This window comes from Hymenobacter cheonanensis (genome assembly GCF_030581075.1).
Taxonomy (GTDB): Bacteria; Bacteroidota; Bacteroidia; order Cytophagales; family Hymenobacteraceae; genus Hymenobacter.
Genome location: NZ_JAUQSW010000009.1, coordinates 30,722 through 52,768 on the forward strand (window position 1 = coordinate 30,722; position 22,047 = coordinate 52,768).

The window sequence follows — 22,047 nt, forward strand, 5'->3', positions numbered from 1 at the left end:
TTTTGTGAAATTAAATACCGGCTGGCACGAAGGGAACCGCATCGGTAGCCGCCCCCTTTTCCAGCCAGGCAATGCAGACTGCGGGATTTTCTGCCGGATTTACCCATGCCACCGGGCGGGGTATTTGGAGCGGCTGCGCGTGGGCAATAAACAAAGCCAGCACGTTGGTTTCCTGCGAAACTACCGCGTGGTCGGTAGCTAAGGCATTTTCCAATAAATGCACGTCCTTCAAAATTTCGGCACGGGTCTTATCTGCGCAGTCTAATCGATAGATGCGGTCGGTGAGCCCACTATCCGGTTCAGGGGTCAATACTACGTGTTGCTTTTTGGCTATCATTCGCGCCAACCAAGCTTTAGAATAGCCTGACTGATGCTTCTGCCATTCCCAATACTGCGTTGCAGACAGTACGACCCGATGCTGTTTCATCATCATTGTCTCTAATACCAGCCGGCACGCCTCCGAAAGCGGGCTTATGCTCTTGCTAGCTGAGAAAGCCACGTTGGTATCTACCACAATGCGACGCGAGTTTGCAGGCAGCCTCATTTAGCGGCCTCCCCAAACTGCCGCAGGCCCACCGCCGTGAGGTAGGCATCCTGCGCCTTTAATTCTATCTCGCTAAAATCCTCGGGCCATTCGCCGTAGGCGCCGTCCTCGTCGGGCACTACGTATTGCACCTGGCTAGCCCCTTTCGCATCGCGGGTAAACCAGTGCAAACCTACGTCGGTATTGGCAATTTTGCCCTGGGCAATCAGCGTTTGCACCGTCAGCAGCAGCAGGCTGCTGTGCGTTTCCACAATTACGCGCACGCCCCGGTTGGCGGCTTCGGCCAGCAGCTCGCCCATTGCCACCTGGGCGCGGGGGTGCAGGTGCAGCTCAGGCTGCTCCACGTACACGATTTGCCCTTCCTGCGCCGCAATGAGCGCCACCAGTATCGGCAGCACCTGCGACACGCCGATGCCCACGTCGGCAATGTTTACCATATCGGCTTTGCGCGGCTTGGCCTTGGAAGCCGAGGGCAGGCGGTTCACGCTTAGCTCTACTTCGTTCGCATTTTTCACTTTCGCCGTGACGGTATTGGTGAGGCCCAGGCGTTGGAGAGAGTCGTTTAATTGGGCTAGAGCTTCGGTGTTACTTTCCTGCTGCCACTGGCTAATTGTGCCGGCGGAGTAGAGGTCGAAAGTACCTTTTATTTGGTCACGAAAAAATGTTGCTGGATATGCACGTTTTGGAATGCTACGTAAGCCAGGTATGTGCATAAGTGCCCCAAGAATTGTCGCCACAGTCACCGAAAATAAGAGCGTTTTTTGTTGCTCACCCTTAGAATTAGCAAAACGCAAATTGAGCATACCGCCCTCAAACTGCACTGTCCCTGTTAACTTTTTATCTATTTGAACTTCCTTTTCAAAATCAGCGGTAAACTGCGCCCTAATTTCATCAGGTGCTGAATTGGGATTTATAACAAATTCGTTCTTTTTAAAGGAATTTGTTTGGGATAAAATTTTAAATACACCATCATGATTACCATAGGTTAATTCCATACTATTGGTTGGGAATTCCTTTTTCTTAAACACATTTTTACCAACAAATTTTAATGTAAAGAACTTCTCCTTGCTTAGTTTACTTACCAGTTCCCCCGCCGTTTCCGCCTGCACGTGCGCGCCATCCAGCACCAGCGCGCCGGCCGGCTGATACGGTGCTTCCATCGTCTGCTTAATTAATAGCAGCGGCTGCATGATGCTCGACTTGCCCGAGCTATTAGTGCCGGCCAGCAGCGTGAGGGGCCGCACGTGCAGCGTGGCATCTACCAAGGACTTGTAGCCCTGCACCCGAATTTCTTCGATGAGCATGTAGGGCGGGCGGGCCGGGGCCGCGGGGGGTGGCGGGGTAGCGGTGCGTTTGGTAGCCATGCGGCAAAGTACGGGGCTGGCTGCCGCAAGCACCTACCCGCTAAGCGGCGCAATTGCCAAGCACTTTTGCTTTAACATATTTCAGCATTTCGGCGTAACTAGCGGCCCATGTTTCCCGCACCCCGGCTCTACGCTCCCTCGCTGCCGCCCCACCGGCCCGCACCCCTGCCCCGGCCGGCCGCACTGCCGACGCAGGCAGCTGACCCGCCGCCCCGTTGGCCGGCCCTATTGACCAGGCAGCCGCCCCGCCGCCCCAACGGGCCGGCCTGTCGCTCCACTCTTCCGCACTAACGCCGCGGGGCTCCGAATCCAAGTTTCGCTGGGTTTCGTCCTAATCGCGGGCTGCCGCACCCTCGCCTTTTTTCCAATCCATTTCCTTTTCCCTCTTATGCTCACTGCCAAGCAAGACAACCGCCTCACCGCCGCCGAAACCCTGCTCGCCGCCCTGCAACACGACCCTAGCCCCTACGCCACCGACAAGGCCCTGCAAGCCGTGACCCAGCGCCTGGCCGAGCTTATTGCCACCATGCTGCCCCTGCGCCAGCAGGCCCAGCGCGCCACCCTGGCCAAGGTAGCCGGCCAGCCCAGCGGCAAGGAGCAGGCCCGCGCCCACCTGGCGCTGGTGGCGGCCGAAATCGCCGGCGACGTATTTGCCTACGCCGACGAGCAGCGCAATACCGCCCTGCAAGCCGTGGCCGACTACAGCCAGGCCGATTTCGAAAAGCTGCGCGGCTCGCGCCTCACCGATGCGGCCACCGCCCTCTACAACGCGGCCAGCGGCCCCGAGCACCGCAAAGCCCTGCAAGCCGACTACGACCTCACCGACGCCCGCCTGCAAGAGCTGGCCGATGCCCTGGCCGCCTTCGACGCCCTCAAAGCCGCGCCCCGCGAAGCCATCATCGACGGCAAAACGGCCCGCGCCAGCCTGCGCGCCGAGTTTGCCGAGCTGGGCACGCTGCTGCAAGACCGCCTTATGCGCCAGCTGCGCAAGTACGAGCGCCGCGCCCCCGCTTTCTACGCCCGCGTGGTGGCCGCCCGCCAGGTGGTAGACCGCCCCGGCGCGGCCGTGAGCGCCGGCCCCAAGCCGGCCACGGCGGCCTAGCCGGCGCGGGGCCACCCGCCGCTTCGGGAGCCACTGCGGGCGCAGTGGCTCCTTTTTTGTTAGGCAGCGGGCTAGCCGGGCTTCATGGGCCGGCCACGGACCTGGGCTACCTTCGTTTCTTCCGAAAAAACTTGTTTCCGATGTATCGTACTGCTGCCTGCCGGCCACTGCTTGCGGGCCTGGCAATGGCCCTGGTGCTGCCGGGCCGGGCTTATGCCCAAACTACTGCCCCGGCGGCCCTTGCCACGCCCGCCCTGGCCCCCCTGCCGCCCCCGCGCCCCGGCCCCGACGACGCCACCGCCCAGGCGCAGGCCACGGTGCTGCTGCTTACGCGGCGCGTAGACAGCCTGCGCCTGGCCTACCGCCAGCAGCAGCGCATGTATTCCGATTTGGGGGGGCGCTTCAGCAGCTTTCTGGCCGGGCAGCAGCTCAGCCGCAGCACGCGCTTTACCCTGGCCAAAAACAACGTGCGCGCCACCGCCGACCTGCTGCTGGTGTGCCACAGCCGCCTCACGCAGCTACGCGCCCTCACCCAGGCCCTGCGCAATGCCAACGAGCAGGCCGCCCTTAGCTCGCCCACCGAGAGCAATCCGCTCGGCATTTCGCTGGTCGACTACACCAAAACGCTCGTGGCCAACAAGGCCGTGGATAAGAGCAAGGGCCGCCGCCTCGTGGACCTGGCCGCCCACCTCAGCCAGAGCACCTACGTGACGGCCCTGCCCACCGTGGGGCCCATGCTCAATGCCGTGGGCGAGCTGCTGAGCAGCGTGCGCGCCAGCAGCCTCAGCAGCGACGGCTTCACGCCCGAGCAGGTGAAAATTATTGAGAATGGCCTGCGCCCGACGCTCAACTTTTTCTCGGCCCTCGATGCCGCCCGGGCCGATAACCAGACCTCGCTGCTCACGCTCGATAACGAGCTGATTGTGCTGCAACACCAGCTCAGCCAGCTCTACCGGCCCTACACCCAGCTAGTGGCCTACCAGGAGGATATTTCGGCCTACTACACGGCGCCGCCCGCCGGCCAGCCGGCTACCAACACGCTCGACGTGGGCAACATCAGCCACATGAGCAACTACGTGGCCAGCAACCTGGGGGCGCGCTTTGCCTCGCTCGACCAGTCGTTTGCCCGGGCCCAAAACCAGGGCGATATCCTGGACCCCGACGGCTACCTCACGCCGGCCAACAACTCGGCCGAGGCCGCCGTGCAGCTCGCCGCCCAGCTCCAGAGCCTCACCGACCGCCTGCCCGTCATCACGGCGCAGTACAGCGCCGCCATCCGGGCGGCCATTGCCCAGGGCCAGCAGGATGGCCTCATCAAGGCCGACCGCGCCACCAAAGTGATTGCCGACGAAACCGCCCGCGCCAAAGCCGCCGCCGAAACGTATCAGCAGGCCAGGGCTTCCGAGCGGTTTGGGGAGATTCTGGGCAATGTGAAGCCGCTGTTCAAGCTGTATTAATCGCCTATGCTTACTATTTAGGTGGGCTAAAACGTTCGTTGATAGCGCGGGGCGCTGCCCCGTGCTAACTAGTAGCAGGGCCCTGGCCTGCGGTCGTTGCGCGGCCTGTTTGGCTAGCCAGGCGGTGCGGGCCAGAGGCCGGCGAATAGTCGGTACGGGGCCGAGCCCCGCGCCGACTATTCGCCGGCCATCACCGCGCAAACAATACGCCCCTGGCCCCGCTTATCACCCCGCACTATCTTCCTTTTCCGATGAAATACAACCTGCTAGGCAATACCGGCCTCAAAGTATCCGAGCTGTGCCTGGGCACCATGACCTTTGGCACGCGCGGCGGGCGCTTCGGCGCCATCAGCGGGGTCGACCAGGCCGGGGCCGATGCCCTGCTCAAGCGCTCGGTTGAGGCGGGCATCAACTTCATTGATACGGCCAACGTGTACACCGAGGGCCAGTCGGAAGAGATAACCGGCCAGGCCATCCGCAACCTCGGCCTGAAGCGCGACGACCTCGTGCTGGCCACCAAGGTGCGCGGCAAAATGGGCGACGGCCCCAACGATGCCGGCCTCACCCGCAAGCACATTATGGCGCAGGCCGAGGCCAGCCTCAAGCGCCTGAACACCGACTACCTCGACCTCTACCAAACCCACAGCTTCGACCCGCTCACGCCTTGGGAGGAAACCCTGCGCGCCCTCGATGACCTCGTGCGCCAGGGCAAGGTGCGCTACATCGGGGCTAGCAACGTGGCCGCCTGGCAGCTGCAAAAAGCGCTGGATACCTCGCACTACCAGCACCTCGAAAAATACGCCTCGCTGCAAGCCTACTACACCCTGGCCGGCCGCGACCTGGAGCGCGAGCTTGTGCCGCTGCTGCTGGCCGAGAAAGTGGGCCTCATGGTGTGGAGCCCGCTGGCCGGCGGCTTCCTCTCGGGCAAGTACACCCGCGAAAATGAGAAGGGCGACGGCCGCCGCAGCAACTTTGACTTCCCGCCCGTGAACAAGGACCGGGCGTTCGACATCATCGATAAGCTGAAGCCGCTGGCCGAGGCCAAGGGCAGTACCGTGGCCGCGCTGGCCCTGGCCTGGCTGCTGCACCAGCCGGTGGTGAGCACCGTTATCATCGGGGCCAAGAAAATGGAGCAGCTCGACGACAACCTCACGGCCGTAGACGTGCAGTTTACCCCCGAAGAGTTGCAGCAGCTCGACGCGGTAAGCAAGCTCGCGCCCGAGTACCCCGGCTGGATGCTGGACTTCACGAAGGGCGACCGCCAGGCGTAAGCTGGGCACTTGGCCTGGATTTTGGCTACTGCAAAGGGCCCGCGGCAGTGCTGCGGGCCTTTTTGCGTTTTCTTGCCCTAGCGGCTGCTACTTTCGCCCCATGCGTTTTTACACTTTACTGGTGCTGCCGGCGCTGCTGGCCTGCACGCAGCCCTCGGCCGACTCCCAGGCTACCGCCACTAGCCCCGCCGCCGGCCGCCAGGTGCCCGCCGGGGCCTTCCCCGAAACCTTTGAAACCGGCAGCAAAGGCGCCTATGAAACCGCCGACGTGGCCCTGGCTACCGGCCCCTGGCTGTTTACCGAAGGCCTCATTGGCAGCACCGAGCAAGACCACAAAGACGGCGAGCACGCCGCCCGCCTGCGCACCGGCGGCCGGCTCACCATGCAGTTTGACGCGCCGGCCGGGGTGCGCAAAATCACCATCCTCTCGGCAGCCTACGGCAACGATGGCCCCAGTACGTGGGAGCTGTGGGTGAGCCGCGACCACGGCCGCACCTGGCAGCGCAACGGCCAGCCCCAAACGGCCACTGGCCCCAGCCTGCGCCCGTCGCTGTTTGCGGGGCTAGCCAACGAGCCGCTGCGCCTGGAAATCCGCAAGACTGACGCCAGCAAGAATCGACTCAACCTCGATGACATCAGCCTTGAAACGGCCACTGGCGCGGTGACGGCTGCGCCGGTTAGTCGCCCGGTCGCTAGCCCCTCGCCTACCACGGACGACTATTTTAAAAACCGAAACAAGCCGGCCACCACTCCGGCTAATCCCACCGCTACCACGCCCAGCCGCCAAGCCCCCGGTGCTGCCGGCGCCACCTCCGACAACGACAACCTACTGCTCGGCAACCCTAGCGGTGCCACGTCAGACCCTAGCAATACTACCAACTACCTACTCACCCGGCCGCAATTCACGACCGGCTACAACGCCCAGCGCGGCATCCCGGTCTGGACGAGCTGGCACGTGGGCCGCACCGATATTACCAAGAATTTTCCGCGCCAGAACGACTTCCGGGCCGACCCCGGCCTGCCCCGGCAGTTTTACCAGGTGTCGCCGCAGAGCTACGCCGGCTCGGGCTTCGACAAGGGCCACAACTGCCCGAGCGGCGACCGCACCGCCGCGCTCGACGATAACTCGGCTACTTTTCTGATGAGCAACATGGTGCCCCAGGCGCCCCAGAACAACCAGCAAACCTGGGCCCACCTCGAAGAATACACCCGCGCCCAGGTCGAAAACGGCCAGGAAGCCTACGTGATTATGGGCAGCTACGGCCGCGGCGGCACCGGCAAAAACGGCCCTGCCCAAACCATCGACCAGGGCCGCGTGACCGTGCCCGCCCACATCTGGAAAGTGGTGGTGTTCCTACCCGAAGGCAACAACGACCTCCAGCGCATTGCCGCCGGCCAGGCCCGCGTAGTGGCCATCGACACGCCCAACGACAACAGCATTAGCCCGCAGTGGACGCAGTATCTGACTTCCGTCGATGCCATTGAAGCGGCCTCGGGCCTCGATATTCTGAGTGCGCTACCCGCCGCTACCCAGGCGCAGCTGCAAAAGGTAGTGGACAGCGGCCGGGCCGCCGAGCGGCGCTAGCCACGTAGCTGCCCAGGCCCCGCCAGGTCGGCTTTGGCGGGGCCTAGCAGCAGGCGCAGCTACGCCTGGCAGCGCCCTGGCGGGCGCGGCAACACCTAAAAGCTTCTGCACGGCGGCCAGTACGAGAGGCGGCGCAAGGCCTACTGCTAGCTAGCCTCAGGCCTTCCCGCCCGCCAAAAAGTGGCCGATGGCGCGCACGTAGCCTTCGGCAAAGAGCTTTTCGGTCAGCTTCTCCTGGGCTCCCAGGTGGCCGCAGTCTACGGCCAGTAGCTGGCGGCGCTGGCCCCGGCGGGCCGCCAGCACCACGGCAGCCGAGTCGGCCAGGGGAGTATTTTTATCTTGGGTGCCGGCAATGAGCAGCCACGGGCAGCGCACGCGGGCCGCCACCTGTGGGTAGGCCGCGGCTTCGGCGGGCAGCGTCACGGTGTGGTTGCGGGTGGCCTTTTGGTAGGCTACAATAGTGGTCAGGTTGCCGGGATAGCCCTCCGTTATCAGAAAGTCGGGCCTGGCGCGGGCCGCTACCTCCGACCCCACAATACCGCCCATCGACAACCCCAGAATGCCCACCTGGTCGTGCGGCGCCAGGTGCCGTGCCTCGGCCAGGGCGGCGCGCAGGTCGAGAGCAAATTCTTCGTAGTAAAGCCGCTGGGCGTCGATAGTAAAAGCCTGGCTGTGGCCAAAGCCCCGGTAGTCGAACAGCAGCGTGCGGTAGCCCGCCTCGGCCAGCGCCCAGGCCGTATAGAGGCTGCCGGCCATGTTGCCCGCGTCGCCACCGGCCACTACCATTGTCGTGTGCCGGTCGGTGGCCTTGGCGGCGGGCTCAATCAGCCAGGCCACCAGTTTCACGTGGTCGGCGGTGGTTAGCTCCAGCTGCCGGTAGCTGAGGCCCAGCGTGGTGGGCTTAGCCCACCACTTGGCGGCGGGCTTGAGGGCAAGGGCGGGCCCGGCAGTGAGCAGCGCCAGGCAAAACAGTAGGGCGCGAACCATAAAAAATGAGTAAAGCGCGAAAAAAGCCAGGGTACTAGCCCCTGGCTTCTTGTATAGACTGCCTGCTAGCGCGGGCGTTGCATCTTGCCGGGCCCTACTGCCCACCCACTGGTTTAAGGCGGGCACTCGTGACTACAAACATTTGGTAGCCAGGCCCCATCGCCGTGCAAATTACCGCCTCGCGCGGCTCCGGCTTGCGCACGCGCACATACAGTGTATGCTTCCTGCTCACCCACAGCGCCGTATCGAGCTGCGTGGCGGTGTAGATGGGCGCGTAGGGGGCGCGGCCTAGCAGCTGTTGCATCCGGGCCGCGTCTTTCACATACACTTGCGCAATGCCGCAGTCACGATTGGTGCCTTGCGTTTCTATTTCGAACTCATCGTCCGCTTTGGCGTCGGGTGCAAGGTCGCTGTCCTTCTGGCATCCGGCCGCAAGCAGGCCTAGCAGAAACACGTATCTTTTCATAGGCGGAAAAATAACAGAAGCCCCGGTAAGAGAGCTGCTTAGCTTGCCAACCGTTGCATGCTATTTTCCAAACCGCACCCCAAAAAAGTCGCCTTTGTTCCAGCTAGGCCGGGCGGTAGCCTGCGCCACCTGGTAGCCGATAAGAAAGTTGAGGCGGGCGTACTGCGCGCCGGCTGCCCAGTCGAAGGTGCCGCCCTCGAAGTTATCCTGCGGCTTGTGGTACGTCACGGCGCGCCACTTCTGCACGGTTTCGCTGAGGTTGTTTTTGCCGTCGGCCGTGCGGTTGCCATACTTGATATGTAAGGCCGGAATACCCTGCACTACAAAGCTGTACTGGTCGCTGCGGATAAAGCGGTTTTGCGTCGGCTCGGGGTCGGGCTCGATGGTCAGCTTCAGGTAATCGGCCGCCGCCTTCACCGGCTGCATCAGCGACGAATGGTCGGCCCCGAGCGGCACCACGCTCAGCAGTGGGGCAATAATGGTGGGCATATCCGTATTGATGTCGGCCACCAGCGCCGCCTTCGGCACGGTCGGGTATTTAGCAAAATAGGTCGAGCCAATCAGGCCCATCTCCTCGCCCGTCACCAGCACAAACAGTATTGAGCGCCGGGGCTTGGTTTTCAGGCTCGCGTAGAGCTTGCTGATTTCGAGCACGCTAGCCACGCCCGTGGCGTTGTCGTGCGCGCCATTAAAAATAGAATCGCCATTGATGGGCGCCCCCACGCCCAGGTGGTCGAGGTGGGCGCTGTGCACCACGTATTCATTCTTGAGCTTGGCATCCGAGCCCATAATTTTGCCCACCACGTTGTAGCTGTCTACATCCTGGTAGCGGCTGCGGTAGCGGGCAGTTACTCGGGCCGCCAGGGCTAGCGGCGCGGCCTTGCCCCCGCGCAAGGCACTAAATACCTGGCCCGTGTCGCGGGCAGCCCCGGCAAACAGCTGCTGCAGCGTGGCCGGGCTGATGCTGCCCACCAGCTGCGCCGAGCCCGGCGCGTAGCTGCGCGACACGCCCACCTGCCCCCCGGGCGTGAGGGCGCTCACCACGCCTTTCGGAAACTCGGGCAGCCTGGCCTCGGCGTGGGCGGCGGCCAGCAGCACGCCCAGCGCGCCGTGGCGGGCAGCGGTTTCGAGCACCGTGCGCAGGTCGGCAAAGTACTGGCGCTCATTATCGGCAAACTGGCGCGGCGCCTGCCGGGTAATAACCACGACTTTGCCTTTGGCGTCGAGGCCAGCGTAGTCGTCATATTGCAGCTCGGGCGCCGAAATACCGTAGCCGGCAAACACCAGCGGCGCACTGGCCACGCTCACTTCGGCCTGCCCGGGGTTAGGGTAAAACGTGATGGCCGGCCCCAGGGCCAGCGGCTGGGCGGCACCGCTGCCCGGTTGGTAGCCCGCGCTAGCCCCCGGCTCCACGAAGGCGCGGCGCAGGCGCACGGCCTGGGTGTAGCCGCCTTTGTCGCCGGCCGGCTGCACGCCGTTTTGCCTGAGCTGGGCGGTCACGTAGTCTACGGCCAGCTGGTAGCCGGGCGTGCCGGGCAGGCGGCCCCGCAGGCGGTCGTCGGCCAGGTAGCGCACGTGGGCTTCGAGGGCGGCGGGCTGCACGGTGGGCAGCACCGCCAGCGCCGCCGGGTCAATGCCCTGGGCCCGGGCGCACTGGGCCAGTAGCAGGCCAGCGGCCAGGCCCGCTGCACTTAAAAATCTCATGCAATCAACTGTCTTCATATGAATAACTTGGCGGCGCAGCTGCACCGGGCGCCGGTTTTATGCGCAAGCCGGGCCGGCGCGGCCAGCTGAGGCCAGCGCTGCTTACTCGCCGCGCACAAAGTGCCGGCCCGCGCTGCTGTGCTGGTGCTACGTGGTCGTGAGCACGGTTTTGAAGCCGGCCAGGCGGCCGGCCACGTCGCGGCCCAGCGCGTAGGCGTGCACCTGCGGGCCGGCGCCCACGCGGTACACCTGCGTGCCATCAAGCTCCTGCTTCAGGTACATTTGCAGGGCCTTGAAGCGGTTGGCCAGGGCCACGCTGCCCGTCACGCCGTCGTCGCTGGTGTGGTTGCTGAGGAACGGTATCAGGTCTATTTTTTCGACTTTGGCGCCGGCGGGCTCGCCCAGCACTTGCAGCAGCTGCTTATCGGCCAGGCTGCCGGCCGGGGCGGCGTAGCTCACGGCTTCGAGCGGCGCGTCCGACTCGCTGATGAAATTCAGGCCCTGCGTCAGCTTTTGCAGCTGGGCCAGGGTGGCATCGTTGGGGTCGGCGGCCGGGGCCACGCTGGCGGCCGGGGCACCGGGCAGGCCACTGCCGCCGGGCACCTGGGCCGCAATAGCGGTGGCCAGCTCCTGCATCCGCGCCTCGGGCACCTTGATTTTGGGGTTGGCGAAGTTCATATCCGCCACCTTGTTCATCGGGATGAGGTGAATGTGGGCGTGCGGTACTTCCAGACCAATTACCGCCACCCCAATGCGCTTGCAGGGCACGGCTGCCTGCACGCCCTTGGCCACGCGCTGCGCAAACACGTGCAGGGCCGCCAATGCCTGCGGCGTGAGGTCAAAAATGTAGTCGATTTCCTGCTTCGGAATCACCAGCGTGTGGCCTTCCACCAGGGGCGTAATATCGAGAAAAGCCAGGTGGTCAGCGTCTTCGGCTACCTTGTAGGCGGGCAGCTCGCCCGAAACGATGCGCGAAAAAATAGAGGGCATTGGGTTTAGCTGTTAGCTTTTGGCTGTTAGCTGCTAGCTCCCAGCCCATGAAATATGCTGCGAATAACGACAAAAGGCCGCTGATTCGCTCAGCGGCCTTTTGTCGTTTGCACAAGCTGGCAGCTAAGCTACTAGCGGCCTACTTCGAGAATCTCGAACTGGAGCTTGCCGGCGGGCACCGTGATTTCGGCCATGTCGCCGGCCGACTTGCCGAGCAGCCCTTTGCCAATGGGCGACTTCACCGAGATTTTGCCGGCGGCCAGGTTGGCTTCTTCCTCCGCCACGAGCACGTAGTTGAGGACCATGTTATTCTTCAGGTTTTTCAGCTTCACCTTGCTCATAATGAGCACCTTGCTAAAATCCATGTTGGTTTCGTCGATGAGGCGGGCATTGCCCAGCACTTCTTCCAGCTTCGATATTTTGAGTTCGAGCAGGCCCTGGGCATCCTTGGCGGCGTCGTACTCGGCGTTCTCGCTCAGGTCGCCTTTATCGCGGGCTTCGCGCAGGTCTTCGGCCGCTTTGGCCCGGCCCCGGACTTTGAGGTCCTGGAGTTCGTCTTTCAGCTTTTGCAGGCCCTCGGGGGTGTAATAATTGATAGTAGCCATAGGAAAATGCAGGACTGTTCGCGTAGCGGGTGGGTCAGGTAAAAAAGAAAGAGAACGGCTGGCACATCGGCCAGCCGTTCTCCCCTATCGGTAAGGCAAAGATACACTAAAACCGGCCGGCGTCAAGCTTCGGGGGCTAGCAAAAGCGCGGGCCGCCGGCCGGGGGCAGTTAAACCAACTAGTCTCAGGCTTCCAGGCCCAGGGCCTCAATCTTGGCCACGAGCACCTCGTTGATGCGCTGGTAGCTCTGGTGCGTCCAGCCGCCAATGTGGGGCGAGAGTAGCACCTGGGAGGCCGTGCGCAGGTAGTCGTAGGTGGCCTGCTGGGCGGGCGTGAGGGTGGCCAGCTTCTCGTTGTCGAGCACATCGAGCACGGCGCCGCGCACCGCGCCGCTTTGCAGCCGCGCCACCAGGGCGGCCTGGTCTACTACCTCACCCCTGGCCGTGTTCACGAAGTAAAGCCGATGGGCAAAACCGGCCAGAAAGCCTTCATTTACAAACTGATGATTGGCCGCCGAGTACGGAAAGTGCAGGCTCAGCACCTCGGCGCGGGCTTGCAGCTCGGCCAGGGGCACCAGCTCGGCGTGGCCATCGGTAGTCACGGCCGGGTCGTTATCATACGCCAGCACCGTGCAGCCGAAGCCGCTAAGGCGCCTAGCGAAGGCGCGGCCCATGTGGCCGTAGCCGATAATACCTACTGTTTTGGTACCCAGCTCCTCGCCGCGGTTGGCCTCGCGGTGCCACTCGGCGCGGCGCACCTCGGCATCGGCGCGCACGGTGTGGCGCAGCAGGGCCAGCAGCTGGCCGGTGGCAAACTCGCCCACCGCGTCGCGGTTGCCCTCGGGGGCATTCACGAGCACCACGCCGGCCGCGGCCAGGGCGTCTTCGTCGATATTATCGACGCCGGCCCCGGCGCGGGCCACGTAGCGCAGCTGCGGCCCGTGGGCCAGCAGGCTGGCCGTAATGCGCATCTTGCTGCGCACCATGAGGCCCTGGTAGGGCCGGGCGGCGAGGGCGGCGGGCACGTCGGCCGGGGTGAGCTTGGGTTGGTAGTCGCCCTCGATGCCGATGCTCGTGAGCATGGGCAAGAGCGAGGGGTGCATATCGTCGATTATCAGGCAGAGGGACATAGAAATACTAGTTACCGCGCTGGGGCGACAGGGGTAAAATCGGCAGCGGCAAGCGGCAGCGCGCGCACCTCAATGGCTTCGCGCGTCACCGTAATGTCGTGCTGGATGTCTACGGAGATGACCCGTAGTGGCAATGCGCCATCCGTGGCTTGCAGCAATTCGTACCACCCCGGCGCGGGGCAGTGGCGGTAGCCTTCGGCCTCGATACGCAGCTGCGGCGAATAGAAAACCAAGGTCGAAACTCCCCCCTGCACTAGTTGCAGCAGCTGGCACCGATAGCCTAAAATAGTGGCCGTAGTAAGCAGGCACGTCCGGGCGCTATGGGCCGGGGGCCGGGCAGTATCGGGCACCAGCACGGCCTGGCCTTTGTCAAACCGATACAACTCGTTTTTGTCACCGAGGTACAACTCTTCCAGCTGCTTTTTTCGGTCGTACGCTTTGAAGCTGTTGCCCTGTATATACAGCCAGCTTTTTGGCTTTACTGCATAGAAGAGTGGCGCGCCTACCATCGTTTGATACTCGGTTTCGTACACAATGCATCCCCCAAACAGGGATTCTGAAGCCGGTGTCATCGGCCCGCCAGCTCCGGCCAGCACCAGGCTAGCCATTGTTAGGCTGGTCAGGCAATACACGCGCCGCCTGCTCATTTACTTAGCTCTCCGCGGTAGCCACCAGGTTCGTCAGCAGCACAAAATCGCTCACGCCTAGCTGCTCGGCGCGCTTGTCAAAAATCTCGGCGGCCATCGTCTCGGCCGACATGCCTAGCGGCCGCAGCGCGTTGCGCAGCGTTTTGCGGCGGGTCGAGAACGCCTGCTTCACCACGCGGAAGAACAGCTTCTCGTCGCAGTCCAATTTCTCCGTTTTGTTGCGCGTGAGGCGCACCACGGCCGACTCGACCTTTGGCGGCGGCACAAACACGTGGGCCGGCACCGTAAACAGGTATTCGATGTCGTAGTAGGCCTGCAAGAGTACGCTCAAAATGCCGTAGGTTTTGGAGCCGGGCGGCTCGGCCAGGCGTTCGGCCACTTCTTTTTGCAGCATGCCCACCACCTCGCGCACCTGCTGGCGGCTGTCGAGCACCTGAAAAAATATCTGAGTGCTGATGTTGTAAGGAAAGTTGCCGATGATAGTCAGCAGCTGGCCCGGAAACATGGCCTCCAGGTCTTGCCGCAGAAAGTCGGTAGCGTGAATGCGGGGGGCTAGGGCCGGATAATGCTCGGTGAGATAAGCCACCGATTCGGTGTCAATCTCCACCACGCTGGTCTGGTACTCGCTGTGTTCCAGCAGGTACTGCGTGAGCACGCCCATGCCGGGGCCGATTTCGAGCACCTCGTGCACGGCATCGGGCAGGCGCAGGCTTTCCACAATGCGGCGGGCAATGTTGGGGTCGGCGAGGAAGTGCTGGCCGAGGTGTTTTTTGGGGCGAACGGCGGGATAGGCCACGGGCTAAACGGGCTGCGGCGGCGTGCGTGGCAGCGGGCGGCACGCCCCCTCCCCTACTCAAACCCACCGCCTGATGAGCAACTGCCTTCGCCAGGCGGCGAAAGCTGGCTCAAATATCGGCAGCCCGGGGGCTTTGGGGCGGCGCGCTGGCTCGGCCAGCCCCTAGCGCACGGCGAAAGCCAGGATACTATAGGCCGCGCCGCCAAACTCCAGCTCGCCCACCACCGCCAGCCCCAGCTTGTGGGTGTGCACGTGCAGCGACGCCGCATTCTCGGCCGCGATGAAGGCCACGCCTACCTCGTAGCGGCCGGCCAATGCCCGCTGGCTGGCGGCAAACAGCGCGGGCAGCAGGCCCCGGCCCCGGCAGGCCGGCGCCAGCAGCACCGGCCCGTAGAAAAACCAGCGGTAATCGGCCAGCGGCTGGCCGTGGTAGTGCAGCGTGGGCAGCAGCGCGCCGATGTGCTGCACCAGCGGCGGGTAGCGCTCGGGGGCCAGCCGCGAATTGATGATAAAGCCGACCAATTCAGCATCTTTATAAACCACCTGCCCGGGCACCGAGGCCAGCATGGCCACTAGGGCCGGCACCGTGAACGCGCCCGTAAGAAAGCCACCCCGCCGCTCGGCCTCGGGCAGTTGCTGGTAGGTATGCTGGTTGGCCAGCGCGGCAATGGCGGGCGCATCGGCTTCCGTCGCCGTTCGAATTATGAATTCGCTCATGAGGCTAGCAGCTAAGTAAATGAGTGGGCGCCTGCTCAGCCAACTGCTTAGAGCGTGTTTGGAAATTGTAAAAAACAGAGTTTTTGTCATGCTGAGCTTGTCGAAGCATCTCTACCGCTTTGTTGAAAAGCCGCTCAACGGGGCGGTAGAGATGCTTCGACAAGCTCAGCATGACCCGGAAATTGAAAATCCGAACACGCTCTTAGTCTACCAGCACGCCTACGTAATAGTTAAACGTATCGACTTCCACGGTTTCGCGCGTGGCGCCGGGCAGGTCGAGCGGTGCCCACTTGGTGGCGGGGGTCAGCAGCTTGTACTCGCCGCCCTTGGTGCGCAAGCGCACCGGCAGGTCGAAGCCCGGCACGGCGGCCACCCAGCGGCCTAGCAGCTGGCCTTTTTCGAGGCGCATTTCGAGCACCGGCAACGCGCTGTGTTGCAGATACTGGGCAAATACTTTGCTGAAATCGCGGCCCGACTCCCGGTTGATATAGTCGATAATCTGCTGGCCGGTCACGGTTTGGTGGTAAAATGTTTTGCCCAGGCCTCGCAGGATACCGCGCCACTTAGCATCGTCGTTCAGGGCCGTGCGCAGCATGTTGAGCAGGCTGGCGCCCTTGTCGTACATATCGCTTGAGCCTTCCTTATTTACGCCGTAGGGGCCTAGTATCGGCCCATCGTTCTGGATGTTGCGGCGCTGGCCGTGCAAATACTCCTGCCCCGCCGGCTTGCCGTATTGGCTTTCCACAAACAGGCTTTCCGAGTAAGTGGTGAAGCTTTCGTGCACCCACATATCGGCAATGTCCTTGCTGGTGATGTTGTTGCCCCACCACTCGTGGCCGCTTTCGTGGATGATGATGAAGTCGAATTTATCGCCCCAGCCGGTGGCCGAGCGGTCGCGGCCCAGGTAGCCGTTCTGGTACTTGTTGCCGTAGGCCACGGCGCTCTGGTGCTCCATGCCCAGGTGCGGCGCCTCCACCAGCTTGTAGCCGTCCTTGTACCACGGGTACGGCCCAAACCAATACTCCATGCTCTTGAGCATGGGCTTCACGTTGGCCGCGAACTGCTTTTTGGCTTTCTCCAGGTTTTCGGGCAGCACCCAGTAGTCGAGGGTTAGCGGTCCATTTTCGCCCTGATACACATCCGAGAAATGCGCGTAGTTGGCCACGTTCAGGGCCACATCGTAGTTGTTGATGGGGCTGGTCACGGCCCAATCGTAGCGGGTGTGGCCGCCGGCCAGCTTTTTGGTGCCGCGCAGGCGGCCGTTGCTCACGTCTTTGAGCCCCGCCGGCACGGCAATGCTGATAAGCATCGAATCGACCTCATCGGCCTGCTGGTCTTTGCAGGGCCACCAGATGCTGGCGCCCACGCCCTGGCAGGCCGTGGCTATAAAGGGCTGGCCCTGGGCATCCTGCGCGAAAACCATACCGCCATCCCAGGGCGCTTTTTTGGCCACCGTAGGCTGGCCCGAGTAGGCCACCGTAAACTCGTCGCGGGTGCCTTGCCTAATGGGTTCGGGGAAAGTCACGAACACGGCATTCGCCTCGCGAGTGAAGGCTAGCGCGCGGCCGTGCCAGGTCACTTTCTCCACCGCCAGGTTGGCAAAAAGGTCAAATTGCAGCCGCGTAAAATCGCGCGTGGCCGCGAAGCGGAACAGGTTGGTGCCGCTAATGGCCTTGTTGGCCACATCGAGCTTCACATCGAGGTGGTAGTACGTAATATCGTAGCAGGTGCGCGCCGCCGGCTGCCCGCCGCGCAGCGAGTCGGCGCGGGTAAAAGCGGCTTTGGGTTGCATGAGCTGGGCCGAAGCCAGCAGCGACGAGCAGAGGAGCGGCAACAGCAGCCGCATGGTTTTCCGAAGAATCATGGGGGGTGTAAAACGGAGTGGCACTCCGTTTCTCCTAAGCGCAGACCTAACGCTAAAATGGAGTGCCACTCCGTTTTACAATACCTTCACGCCAAAGTTACGCCTCTATACCCTCCCCTATGTCGCTCACGCTCGCCCACGCCGCCACCGCGCCGGCCCAGTCTACCCAGGTCTTCATCCTGCCGCTGGCCACCACCACGCTACCCGAGGCCGCCGCCACCGACCTGCCCACCGCGGCCCGCCACTACGTCGACAGCGCCCTGGCCGCCGAGCAGAAATTCGTCAGCCTCAACCACTTTTCGCACCAGCACTATTTCGTAGTGCTCGAAAAAAAGGCTAGCCCTGACCTGCAGCTCGAAGCCCTGCGCAAGGCCGGCCACCAACTGCAAGCCGCCCTGAAAAAAGAAAAAACCGCCGAAGTTTTTATTCAAAACTTAAGCGATAATCCCGACGCTGGGCTGGCCCTGGCCGAAGGCTTATTCCTGGCCGCCTACGAGTTTGAAGGCTATAAAACGGATGAGAAATCGCGCCAGGCCGCCCCGCTAGCCACCATTACGCTGGTCGGCAACGCGGCCACCGAGGCCCAGGCTACCGCGCTGCAACACGTGCTCGACGGCGTGGCCTTCGCCCGCGACCTCGTCAATATGCCGCTCAACAAGCTCAACGCCCAGCAATTTGCCGACCGCCTGGCCGAAGCCGGCGACCAGGCCGGCTACCATACTGAGATTCTCGACTTTGCCAAAATCGAGAGCCTGCGCATGGGCGGTTTGCTTGCCGTGAACCTGGGCTCGCCCGAGCCGCCCACCTTCAGCATTCTGGAGTGGAAGCCTGAGGGCGCGCAGAATGAGCACCCCTACGTGCTGGTAGGCAAGGGTGTGGTCTACGACACCGGCGGCCTCAGCCTCAAGCCCACGCCCAACAGCATGGACATGATGAAGTGCGATATGGCCGGCGGCGCAGCCGTGGGCGGCACACTCTACGCCTTGGCTAAGAACAACGTGCCGCTGCACGTCATCGGCCTGGTGCCGGCCACCGATAACCGCCCCGGCGGGCTAGCCTACGTGCCCGGCGACGTGCTCACCATGCACTCGGGCCTCACGGTAGAAGTCAAAAACACCGATGCCGAAGGCCGCCTGCTCTTGGCCGATGCGCTCAGCTTCGCCAAAAAATACCACCCCGAGCTGGTAATTGACCTGGCCACGCTCACTGGCGCGGCCGTGCGCGCCATCGGCACCGAGGGCGCCGCCGTAATGGGCACCGCCGCCCCCGAAACCACTGCCCGGCTGCTGGCCGCCGCCCACCGCGTGCACGAGCGCCTGGTCGAGTTTCCGCTCTGGGACGACTACGCCGACCACATGAAATCGGACATCGCCGACCTCTCCAACCTCGGCAAGGGCGACGCGGGCCACATCTCGGCCGCCAAGTTTCTGGAGCGCTTTATCGAGGGCACGCCCTGGCTGCACCTCGACATCGCCGGTCCCGCCTTCCTCACCGCCCCCGACTCGTACCGCGGTAAGGGCGGCACCGGCACCGGCGTGCGCCTGCTGTATGAGTTTTTGACCAAGCAGCTCACTAAGTAGCCCTAGCCCCTTAAATCGTTGTTATGCTGACGAAGGAAGCATCTTTCCAGCATCACTAACTCCACTCATTCGACGACGCGAGCAAGATGCTTCGGCAAGCTCAGCATGACGGACGACTGACGGACGCCTTATCATTATCATGCCCAAACACCTCCCCCGCCTCGGCTTTTCGGTAGGCGACCTGGCCGGTATCGGCCCCGAAGTCATTTATAAAACGCTGCGCGACGAGCGCCTGCTGCAGCAGTGCACGCCCGTGGTGTACGGCACGGCCACGGCGCTTTTCGACGATTTTCCGCTTGAGAAAAACGCCGAGCCGCTCACCTTTCGCCAGCTGCGCGACGCGGCCGACATTGCCCCTGGCCGCCTCAACGCCGTGACCTGCTGGGACGAGGACTTCCACCTCACGCCCGGCCAGCCCTCGCCCGCCAGCGGCCAGGCCGCCCGCGAAAGCCTGCTAGCCGCTGCCCGCGACCTTAAGGCCGGCCTGCTCGACGCCATCGTGACGGCGCCCATCAGCAAGGAAAACACCCAGGCCGACGACTTCCGGTTTCCCGGCCACACTGAGTTTCTGGCCAGCTACTTCGGCGCGGCCGACAACCTCATGTTCCTTGTCGATGAGGACCAGCAGCTGCGCGTGGCCACCGCTACCGGCCACATCGCCCTCAAGGAGGTATCGACGCGCCTCACCAGCGACCTGCTGCGCACCAAAATTCGACTGCTGCTCAAGTCATTGCAGCATGACTTTGGCATTTTAAAGCCCAAAATTGCCGTGCTGGGCCTCAACCCCCACGCCGGCGAAAACGGCCTGATTGGCCGTGAGGAAGGCGACGTGGTCACGCCCGTAATCCGGCAGTTTGAGCACGACGGCCACCTCGTGTTCGGCCCTTACCCGGCCGATGGCTACTTCGGCACCGGCCAGTTTCGGCAGTTCGACGCCACGCTCTCGCTCTACCACGACCAGGGCCTGATTCCGTTCAAGCTCATGGCGTTCGAGCGGGGTGTCAATTTCACGGCCGGCCTCTCGGTAGTGCGCACCTCGCCCGACCACGGCACGGCCTACGGCATTGCGGGTAAGTTTCAGGCCGATGCCTCGTCTTTTCGGGCGGCCGTGTACCTGGCCTGCGACGTGGTGCGCGCCCGCCGGCTAGCCGCTGCCGACCCGCGCCAGGCCTAGCCAGCATATGCTTCGCTTTAAAAACAAGCTGAGCCTGAACCGCTAGCCCCCGATTGGCTTGATAAAGCCAACAAAAACCCGTACCTTTGCCCCCCGTTATTCGGCTAACTGTGAAAAAAGACCCGCAATTTGAATTGCCCATCGCCCGGCTCTCGCTTAAAACGCACCACTTCGCGTTTGAGCTAGGTCGCGCCTTTTTCGAGCAGTTCGACCCCAAGGGCGAGTTTATTGCCGATGGCAACCTGCACGCCGATATTACGCTCGACAAAACCGAGCGCGTTATCACCATTACCTCGCACATCAAAGGCACCGTGCGCCTCACCTGCGACCGCAGCCTGGATGAGTACGACCACCCGCTGGACGTAACCAACACCTTGCTGGTGCGCTACGGCGACGAGCCCAAAGAGCTGGACGACGACGTGCTGCAAATCACGTCCGAAACGCTTTCGCTCGACATTGCTCAGCACTTGTACGATTACATCGGGTTGGCGCTGCCGATGAAAAAGCTGCACCCGCGCTTCCAAAACGAAGCCGACGACGACCCCGACGCTACTACCAAGCTCATCTTCTCGACCCGCCCGCAAGGCGAAGGCCCGGACGATGACGAGCCAGCTGACCCACGGTGGGCGGCCCTCAAAAACCTGAATTAGGACCCTGTACTAATTCATCATTCCTAATTCCTAACTCTTAATTTCCCCCTACCAAGACCATGGCACATCCTAAGCGCCGGACCTCCTCCGCCACCCGCGACAAGCGTCGCAGCCACCACAAGCTGACCCCTAAGGCCGTGACCATCTGCCCCAACACGGGCGAGCTGCACCTGCGCCACAAAGCCTACGTGGTAGACGGCGATTTGTACCACAATGGCCAGCTAGCCATCAAAAATTACACCTCGGTAGCCGCTCCGGCCGCCGCTGGCGACACGGGCTCGGACGAAGAATAGCCGAAAGCGTTGTTATTTCGCGGTACCATCGGGCCGGACTGCTCTTTTAAAATTGGCAGTCCGGCCCGGTTTGGTTTCGCGCCCTGCGCTTTTATGGCTGACTCTCTACTTTATCCGCGTTCATGAAAATTGCCCTCGACGCTATGGGCGGCGACTTTGCCCCCCAGGCCGCCGTGGCCGGTGCCGTGCTGGCTGCCCAGCGCCTAGCCGGCAAAGCCCAGGTTGTCCTCATCGGCCCCGAAGCTGAAATCCGCCCCTTGCTGCTCGAGCACGGCCCTAGCGCTACGCTGCTCGAAGTGGTGCCTGCCTCGCAGGTTATCGAGATGGGCGAGCACCCTACCAAGGCTTTTCAGCAAAAGCAGGACAGCAGCATTGCCGTGGGCTACCGCCTGCTGCACAGCGGCGAGGTCGATGCCTTTTGCTCGGCCGGCAACACCGGCGCTATGCTGGTGGGCGCCATGTTTACGGTGAAAACAGTGCCCGGCGTGCTGCGCCCGGCTATTGCCAACTTTGTGCCCAAGCTGGCCGGCGGCTACGGCATCCTGGTCGATGTGGGCGCCAATGCCGACTGCAAGCCCGAAATGCTGGAGCAGTTTGGCGAGCTAGGGTCGCTTTACGCGCACTACGTGCTAGGCATCGAGCGCCCTAAGGTAGGACTCATGAGCCTGGGCGAGGAAGAAGGCAAGGGCACCGTAACCACCCAGGCCGCGCACCAGCTGTTCAAGGTCAACCCGCACGTGCATTTCATCGGCAACATCGAGGGCCGCGACTTGTTCAACGACAAGGCCGACGTGATTGTGTGCGATGGCTACGTGGGCAACGTGATGCTGAAAATGGCCGAGTCGATGTACGACATCATGGTGGCCCGCAACCTAAACGACGAATTTTTTGAGAAAGTAAATTACGAAACCATTGGCGGCTCGCCCATCCTGGGCATCAACGACAATGCTATTATCGGCCACGGGGTAAGCACGCCGCTAGCCATCTGTAACATGCTGATGCAGGGCTACCAGATGGCGCAGTCCGGCATCGTGGACCAAATCAAAGACTCTTTCAAATCCTAGGGCAAAAAGCCGGGCCGTATGGTCGGGCTTTTTGCGTTTGGAACGCACCTTTGCGCTC

At 62.8% G+C, this 22,047-nt stretch carries 21 protein-coding genes; 9 read left to right on the forward strand and 12 right to left on the reverse strand.

The window, feature by feature from the left end; all coding sequences use genetic code 11:
- Nucleotides 1-10 precede the first annotated feature (10 nt).
- Both Q5H89_RS16420 and Q5H89_RS16425 read right to left on the reverse strand, forming a co-directional pair.
- Nucleotides 11-514: a hypothetical protein gene (locus tag Q5H89_RS16420; RefSeq protein WP_305020430.1), complete on the reverse strand. Its 504-nt coding sequence runs from the start codon at nucleotides 512-514 to the stop codon at nucleotides 11-13.
- Between the two features lie 26 nt (nucleotides 515-540).
- On the reverse strand, nucleotides 541-1,908 hold the full coding sequence (locus Q5H89_RS16425) for an AAA family ATPase (protein ID WP_369810672.1): 1,368 nt from the start codon (nucleotides 1,906-1,908) through the stop codon (nucleotides 541-543).
- Nucleotides 1,909-2,296: 388 nt separating this feature from the next.
- Between Q5H89_RS16425 and Q5H89_RS16430 the strand changes: the two genes are divergently transcribed.
- From Q5H89_RS16430 to Q5H89_RS16445, 4 genes are all read left to right on the forward strand, one after another.
- Entirely contained in the window at nucleotides 2,297-3,010 is a 714-nt protein-coding gene (locus Q5H89_RS16430; protein ID WP_305020431.1) for a hypothetical protein, read from the forward strand.
- 140 nt (nucleotides 3,011-3,150) lie between these two features.
- Nucleotides 3,151-4,467: a hypothetical protein gene (locus Q5H89_RS16435; RefSeq protein WP_305020432.1), complete on the forward strand. Its 1,317-nt coding sequence runs from the start codon at nucleotides 3,151-3,153 to the stop codon at nucleotides 4,465-4,467.
- A gap of 251 nt (nucleotides 4,468-4,718) precedes the next feature.
- The gene (locus Q5H89_RS16440) at nucleotides 4,719-5,738 is read left to right on the forward strand and encodes an aldo/keto reductase (protein WP_305020433.1); all 1,020 of its coding nucleotides are present in this window, start codon (nucleotides 4,719-4,721) and stop codon (nucleotides 5,736-5,738) included.
- Between the two features lie 100 nt (nucleotides 5,739-5,838).
- Complete coding sequence (locus Q5H89_RS16445) at nucleotides 5,839-7,323, forward strand: DNA/RNA non-specific endonuclease (RefSeq protein WP_305020434.1); 1,485 nt, start codon at nucleotides 5,839-5,841, stop codon at nucleotides 7,321-7,323.
- Nucleotides 7,324-7,479: 156 nt separating this feature from the next.
- On the opposite strand, the gene Q5H89_RS16450 is transcribed toward Q5H89_RS16445, so the two are convergent.
- The 10 genes from Q5H89_RS16450 to Q5H89_RS16500 form a co-directional block, all read right to left on the reverse strand.
- Complete coding sequence (locus Q5H89_RS16450) at nucleotides 7,480-8,310, reverse strand: alpha/beta hydrolase (RefSeq protein ID WP_305020435.1); 831 nt, start codon at nucleotides 8,308-8,310, stop codon at nucleotides 7,480-7,482.
- Between the two features lie 94 nt (nucleotides 8,311-8,404).
- Nucleotides 8,405-8,776: a hypothetical protein gene (locus tag Q5H89_RS16455; protein WP_305020436.1), complete on the reverse strand. Its 372-nt coding sequence runs from the start codon at nucleotides 8,774-8,776 to the stop codon at nucleotides 8,405-8,407.
- Nucleotides 8,777-8,836: 60 nt separating this feature from the next.
- On the reverse strand, nucleotides 8,837-10,480 hold the full coding sequence (locus Q5H89_RS16460) for a M28 family peptidase (protein ID WP_305020437.1): 1,644 nt from the start codon (nucleotides 10,478-10,480) through the stop codon (nucleotides 8,837-8,839).
- A gap of 147 nt (nucleotides 10,481-10,627) precedes the next feature.
- Nucleotides 10,628-11,470 carry a nuclease A inhibitor family protein gene (locus Q5H89_RS23300; RefSeq protein WP_369810673.1) on the reverse strand — a complete coding sequence of 281 codons (843 nt, stop codon included), beginning with the start codon at nucleotides 11,468-11,470 and terminating at the stop codon, nucleotides 10,628-10,630.
- A gap of 131 nt (nucleotides 11,471-11,601) precedes the next feature.
- Nucleotides 11,602-12,075 (reverse strand): transcription elongation factor GreA, encoded by a 474-nt coding sequence (greA, locus tag Q5H89_RS16475; RefSeq protein ID WP_305020438.1) that lies wholly within the window; start codon nucleotides 12,073-12,075, stop codon nucleotides 11,602-11,604.
- 184 nt (nucleotides 12,076-12,259) lie between these two features.
- On the reverse strand, nucleotides 12,260-13,204 hold the full coding sequence (locus tag Q5H89_RS16480; RefSeq protein WP_305020439.1) for an NAD(P)-dependent oxidoreductase: 945 nt from the start codon (nucleotides 13,202-13,204) through the stop codon (nucleotides 12,260-12,262).
- Nucleotides 13,205-13,215: 11 nt separating this feature from the next.
- The gene (locus tag Q5H89_RS16485) at nucleotides 13,216-13,812 is read right to left on the reverse strand and encodes a hypothetical protein (RefSeq protein WP_305020440.1); all 597 of its coding nucleotides are present in this window, start codon (nucleotides 13,810-13,812) and stop codon (nucleotides 13,216-13,218) included.
- 43 nt (nucleotides 13,813-13,855) lie between these two features.
- Entirely contained in the window at nucleotides 13,856-14,647 is a 792-nt protein-coding gene (gene rsmA, locus Q5H89_RS16490; RefSeq protein ID WP_305020441.1) for a 16S rRNA (adenine(1518)-N(6)/adenine(1519)-N(6))-dimethyltransferase RsmA, read from the reverse strand.
- A gap of 162 nt (nucleotides 14,648-14,809) precedes the next feature.
- On the reverse strand, nucleotides 14,810-15,364 hold the full coding sequence (locus tag Q5H89_RS16495) for a hypothetical protein (protein ID WP_305020442.1): 555 nt from the start codon (nucleotides 15,362-15,364) through the stop codon (nucleotides 14,810-14,812).
- A 202-nt stretch (nucleotides 15,365-15,566) separates the two neighbouring features.
- Nucleotides 15,567-17,228 (reverse strand): M1 family metallopeptidase, encoded by a 1,662-nt coding sequence (locus Q5H89_RS16500; RefSeq protein WP_305020443.1) that lies wholly within the window; start codon nucleotides 17,226-17,228, stop codon nucleotides 15,567-15,569.
- 119 nt (nucleotides 17,229-17,347) lie between these two features.
- Here Q5H89_RS16500 and Q5H89_RS16505 point away from each other — a divergent pair, with 119 nt between their 5' ends.
- From Q5H89_RS16505 to plsX, 5 genes are all read left to right on the forward strand, one after another.
- On the forward strand, nucleotides 17,348-18,808 hold the full coding sequence (locus Q5H89_RS16505; protein WP_305020444.1) for a leucyl aminopeptidase family protein: 1,461 nt from the start codon (nucleotides 17,348-17,350) through the stop codon (nucleotides 18,806-18,808).
- Nucleotides 18,809-18,947: 139 nt separating this feature from the next.
- Nucleotides 18,948-19,982, forward strand: a complete 1,035-nt coding sequence (gene pdxA, locus Q5H89_RS16510; RefSeq protein ID WP_305020445.1) for a 4-hydroxythreonine-4-phosphate dehydrogenase PdxA — start codon at nucleotides 18,948-18,950, stop codon at nucleotides 19,980-19,982.
- A 110-nt stretch (nucleotides 19,983-20,092) separates the two neighbouring features.
- Nucleotides 20,093-20,632, forward strand: a complete 540-nt coding sequence (locus tag Q5H89_RS16515) for a YceD family protein (protein WP_305020446.1) — start codon at nucleotides 20,093-20,095, stop codon at nucleotides 20,630-20,632.
- A 59-nt stretch (nucleotides 20,633-20,691) separates the two neighbouring features.
- Nucleotides 20,692-20,925: a 50S ribosomal protein L32 gene (gene rpmF / locus Q5H89_RS16520; protein WP_157562136.1), complete on the forward strand. Its 234-nt coding sequence runs from the start codon at nucleotides 20,692-20,694 to the stop codon at nucleotides 20,923-20,925.
- A 122-nt stretch (nucleotides 20,926-21,047) separates the two neighbouring features.
- Complete coding sequence (plsX, locus tag Q5H89_RS16525; protein WP_305020447.1) at nucleotides 21,048-21,989, forward strand: phosphate acyltransferase PlsX; 942 nt, start codon at nucleotides 21,048-21,050, stop codon at nucleotides 21,987-21,989.
- The last annotated feature ends 58 nt before the right edge of the window (nucleotides 21,990-22,047 follow it).

Excerpts from the sequence above, each read along its gene's own strand:
- Q5H89_RS16505 (WP_305020444.1), top strand. The coding sequence starts at position 17,348 with ATGTCGCTCACGCTCGCCCACGCCGCCACCGCGCCGGCCCAGTCTACC.
- Q5H89_RS16500 (WP_305020443.1), bottom strand. The coding sequence starts at position 17,228 with ATGATTCTTCGGAAAACCATGCGGCTGCTGTTGCCGCTCCTCTGCTCG.
- Q5H89_RS16460 (WP_305020437.1), bottom strand. The coding sequence starts at position 10,480 with ATGAGATTTTTAAGTGCAGCGGGCCTGGCCGCTGGCCTGCTACTGGCC.
- Q5H89_RS16480 (WP_305020439.1), bottom strand. The coding sequence starts at position 13,204 with ATGTCCCTCTGCCTGATAATCGACGATATGCACCCCTCGCTCTTGCCC.
- greA (WP_305020438.1), bottom strand. The coding sequence starts at position 12,075 with ATGGCTACTATCAATTATTACACCCCCGAGGGCCTGCAAAAGCTGAAA.
- Q5H89_RS16485 (WP_305020440.1), bottom strand. The coding sequence starts at position 13,812 with ATGGCTAGCCTGGTGCTGGCCGGAGCTGGCGGGCCGATGACACCGGCT.
- Q5H89_RS16495 (WP_305020442.1), bottom strand. The coding sequence starts at position 15,364 with ATGAGCGAATTCATAATTCGAACGGCGACGGAAGCCGATGCGCCCGCC.
- Q5H89_RS16425 (WP_369810672.1), bottom strand. The coding sequence starts at position 1,908 with ATGGCTACCAAACGCACCGCTACCCCGCCACCCCCCGCGGCCCCGGCC.
- Q5H89_RS16445 (WP_305020434.1), top strand. The coding sequence starts at position 5,839 with ATGCGTTTTTACACTTTACTGGTGCTGCCGGCGCTGCTGGCCTGCACG.
- Q5H89_RS23300 (WP_369810673.1), bottom strand. The coding sequence starts at position 11,470 with ATGCCCTCTATTTTTTCGCGCATCGTTTCGGGCGAGCTGCCCGCCTAC.
- plsX (WP_305020447.1), top strand. The coding sequence starts at position 21,048 with ATGAAAATTGCCCTCGACGCTATGGGCGGCGACTTTGCCCCCCAGGCC.
- Q5H89_RS16435 (WP_305020432.1), top strand. The coding sequence starts at position 3,151 with ATGTATCGTACTGCTGCCTGCCGGCCACTGCTTGCGGGCCTGGCAATG.
- Q5H89_RS16440 (WP_305020433.1), top strand. The coding sequence starts at position 4,719 with ATGAAATACAACCTGCTAGGCAATACCGGCCTCAAAGTATCCGAGCTG.
- rpmF (WP_157562136.1), top strand. The coding sequence starts at position 20,692 with ATGGCACATCCTAAGCGCCGGACCTCCTCCGCCACCCGCGACAAGCGT.
- Q5H89_RS16430 (WP_305020431.1), top strand. The coding sequence starts at position 2,297 with ATGCTCACTGCCAAGCAAGACAACCGCCTCACCGCCGCCGAAACCCTG.
- pdxA (WP_305020445.1), top strand. The coding sequence starts at position 18,948 with ATGCCCAAACACCTCCCCCGCCTCGGCTTTTCGGTAGGCGACCTGGCC.
- Q5H89_RS16455 (WP_305020436.1), bottom strand. The coding sequence starts at position 8,776 with ATGAAAAGATACGTGTTTCTGCTAGGCCTGCTTGCGGCCGGATGCCAG.
- Q5H89_RS16450 (WP_305020435.1), bottom strand. The coding sequence starts at position 8,310 with ATGGTTCGCGCCCTACTGTTTTGCCTGGCGCTGCTCACTGCCGGGCCC.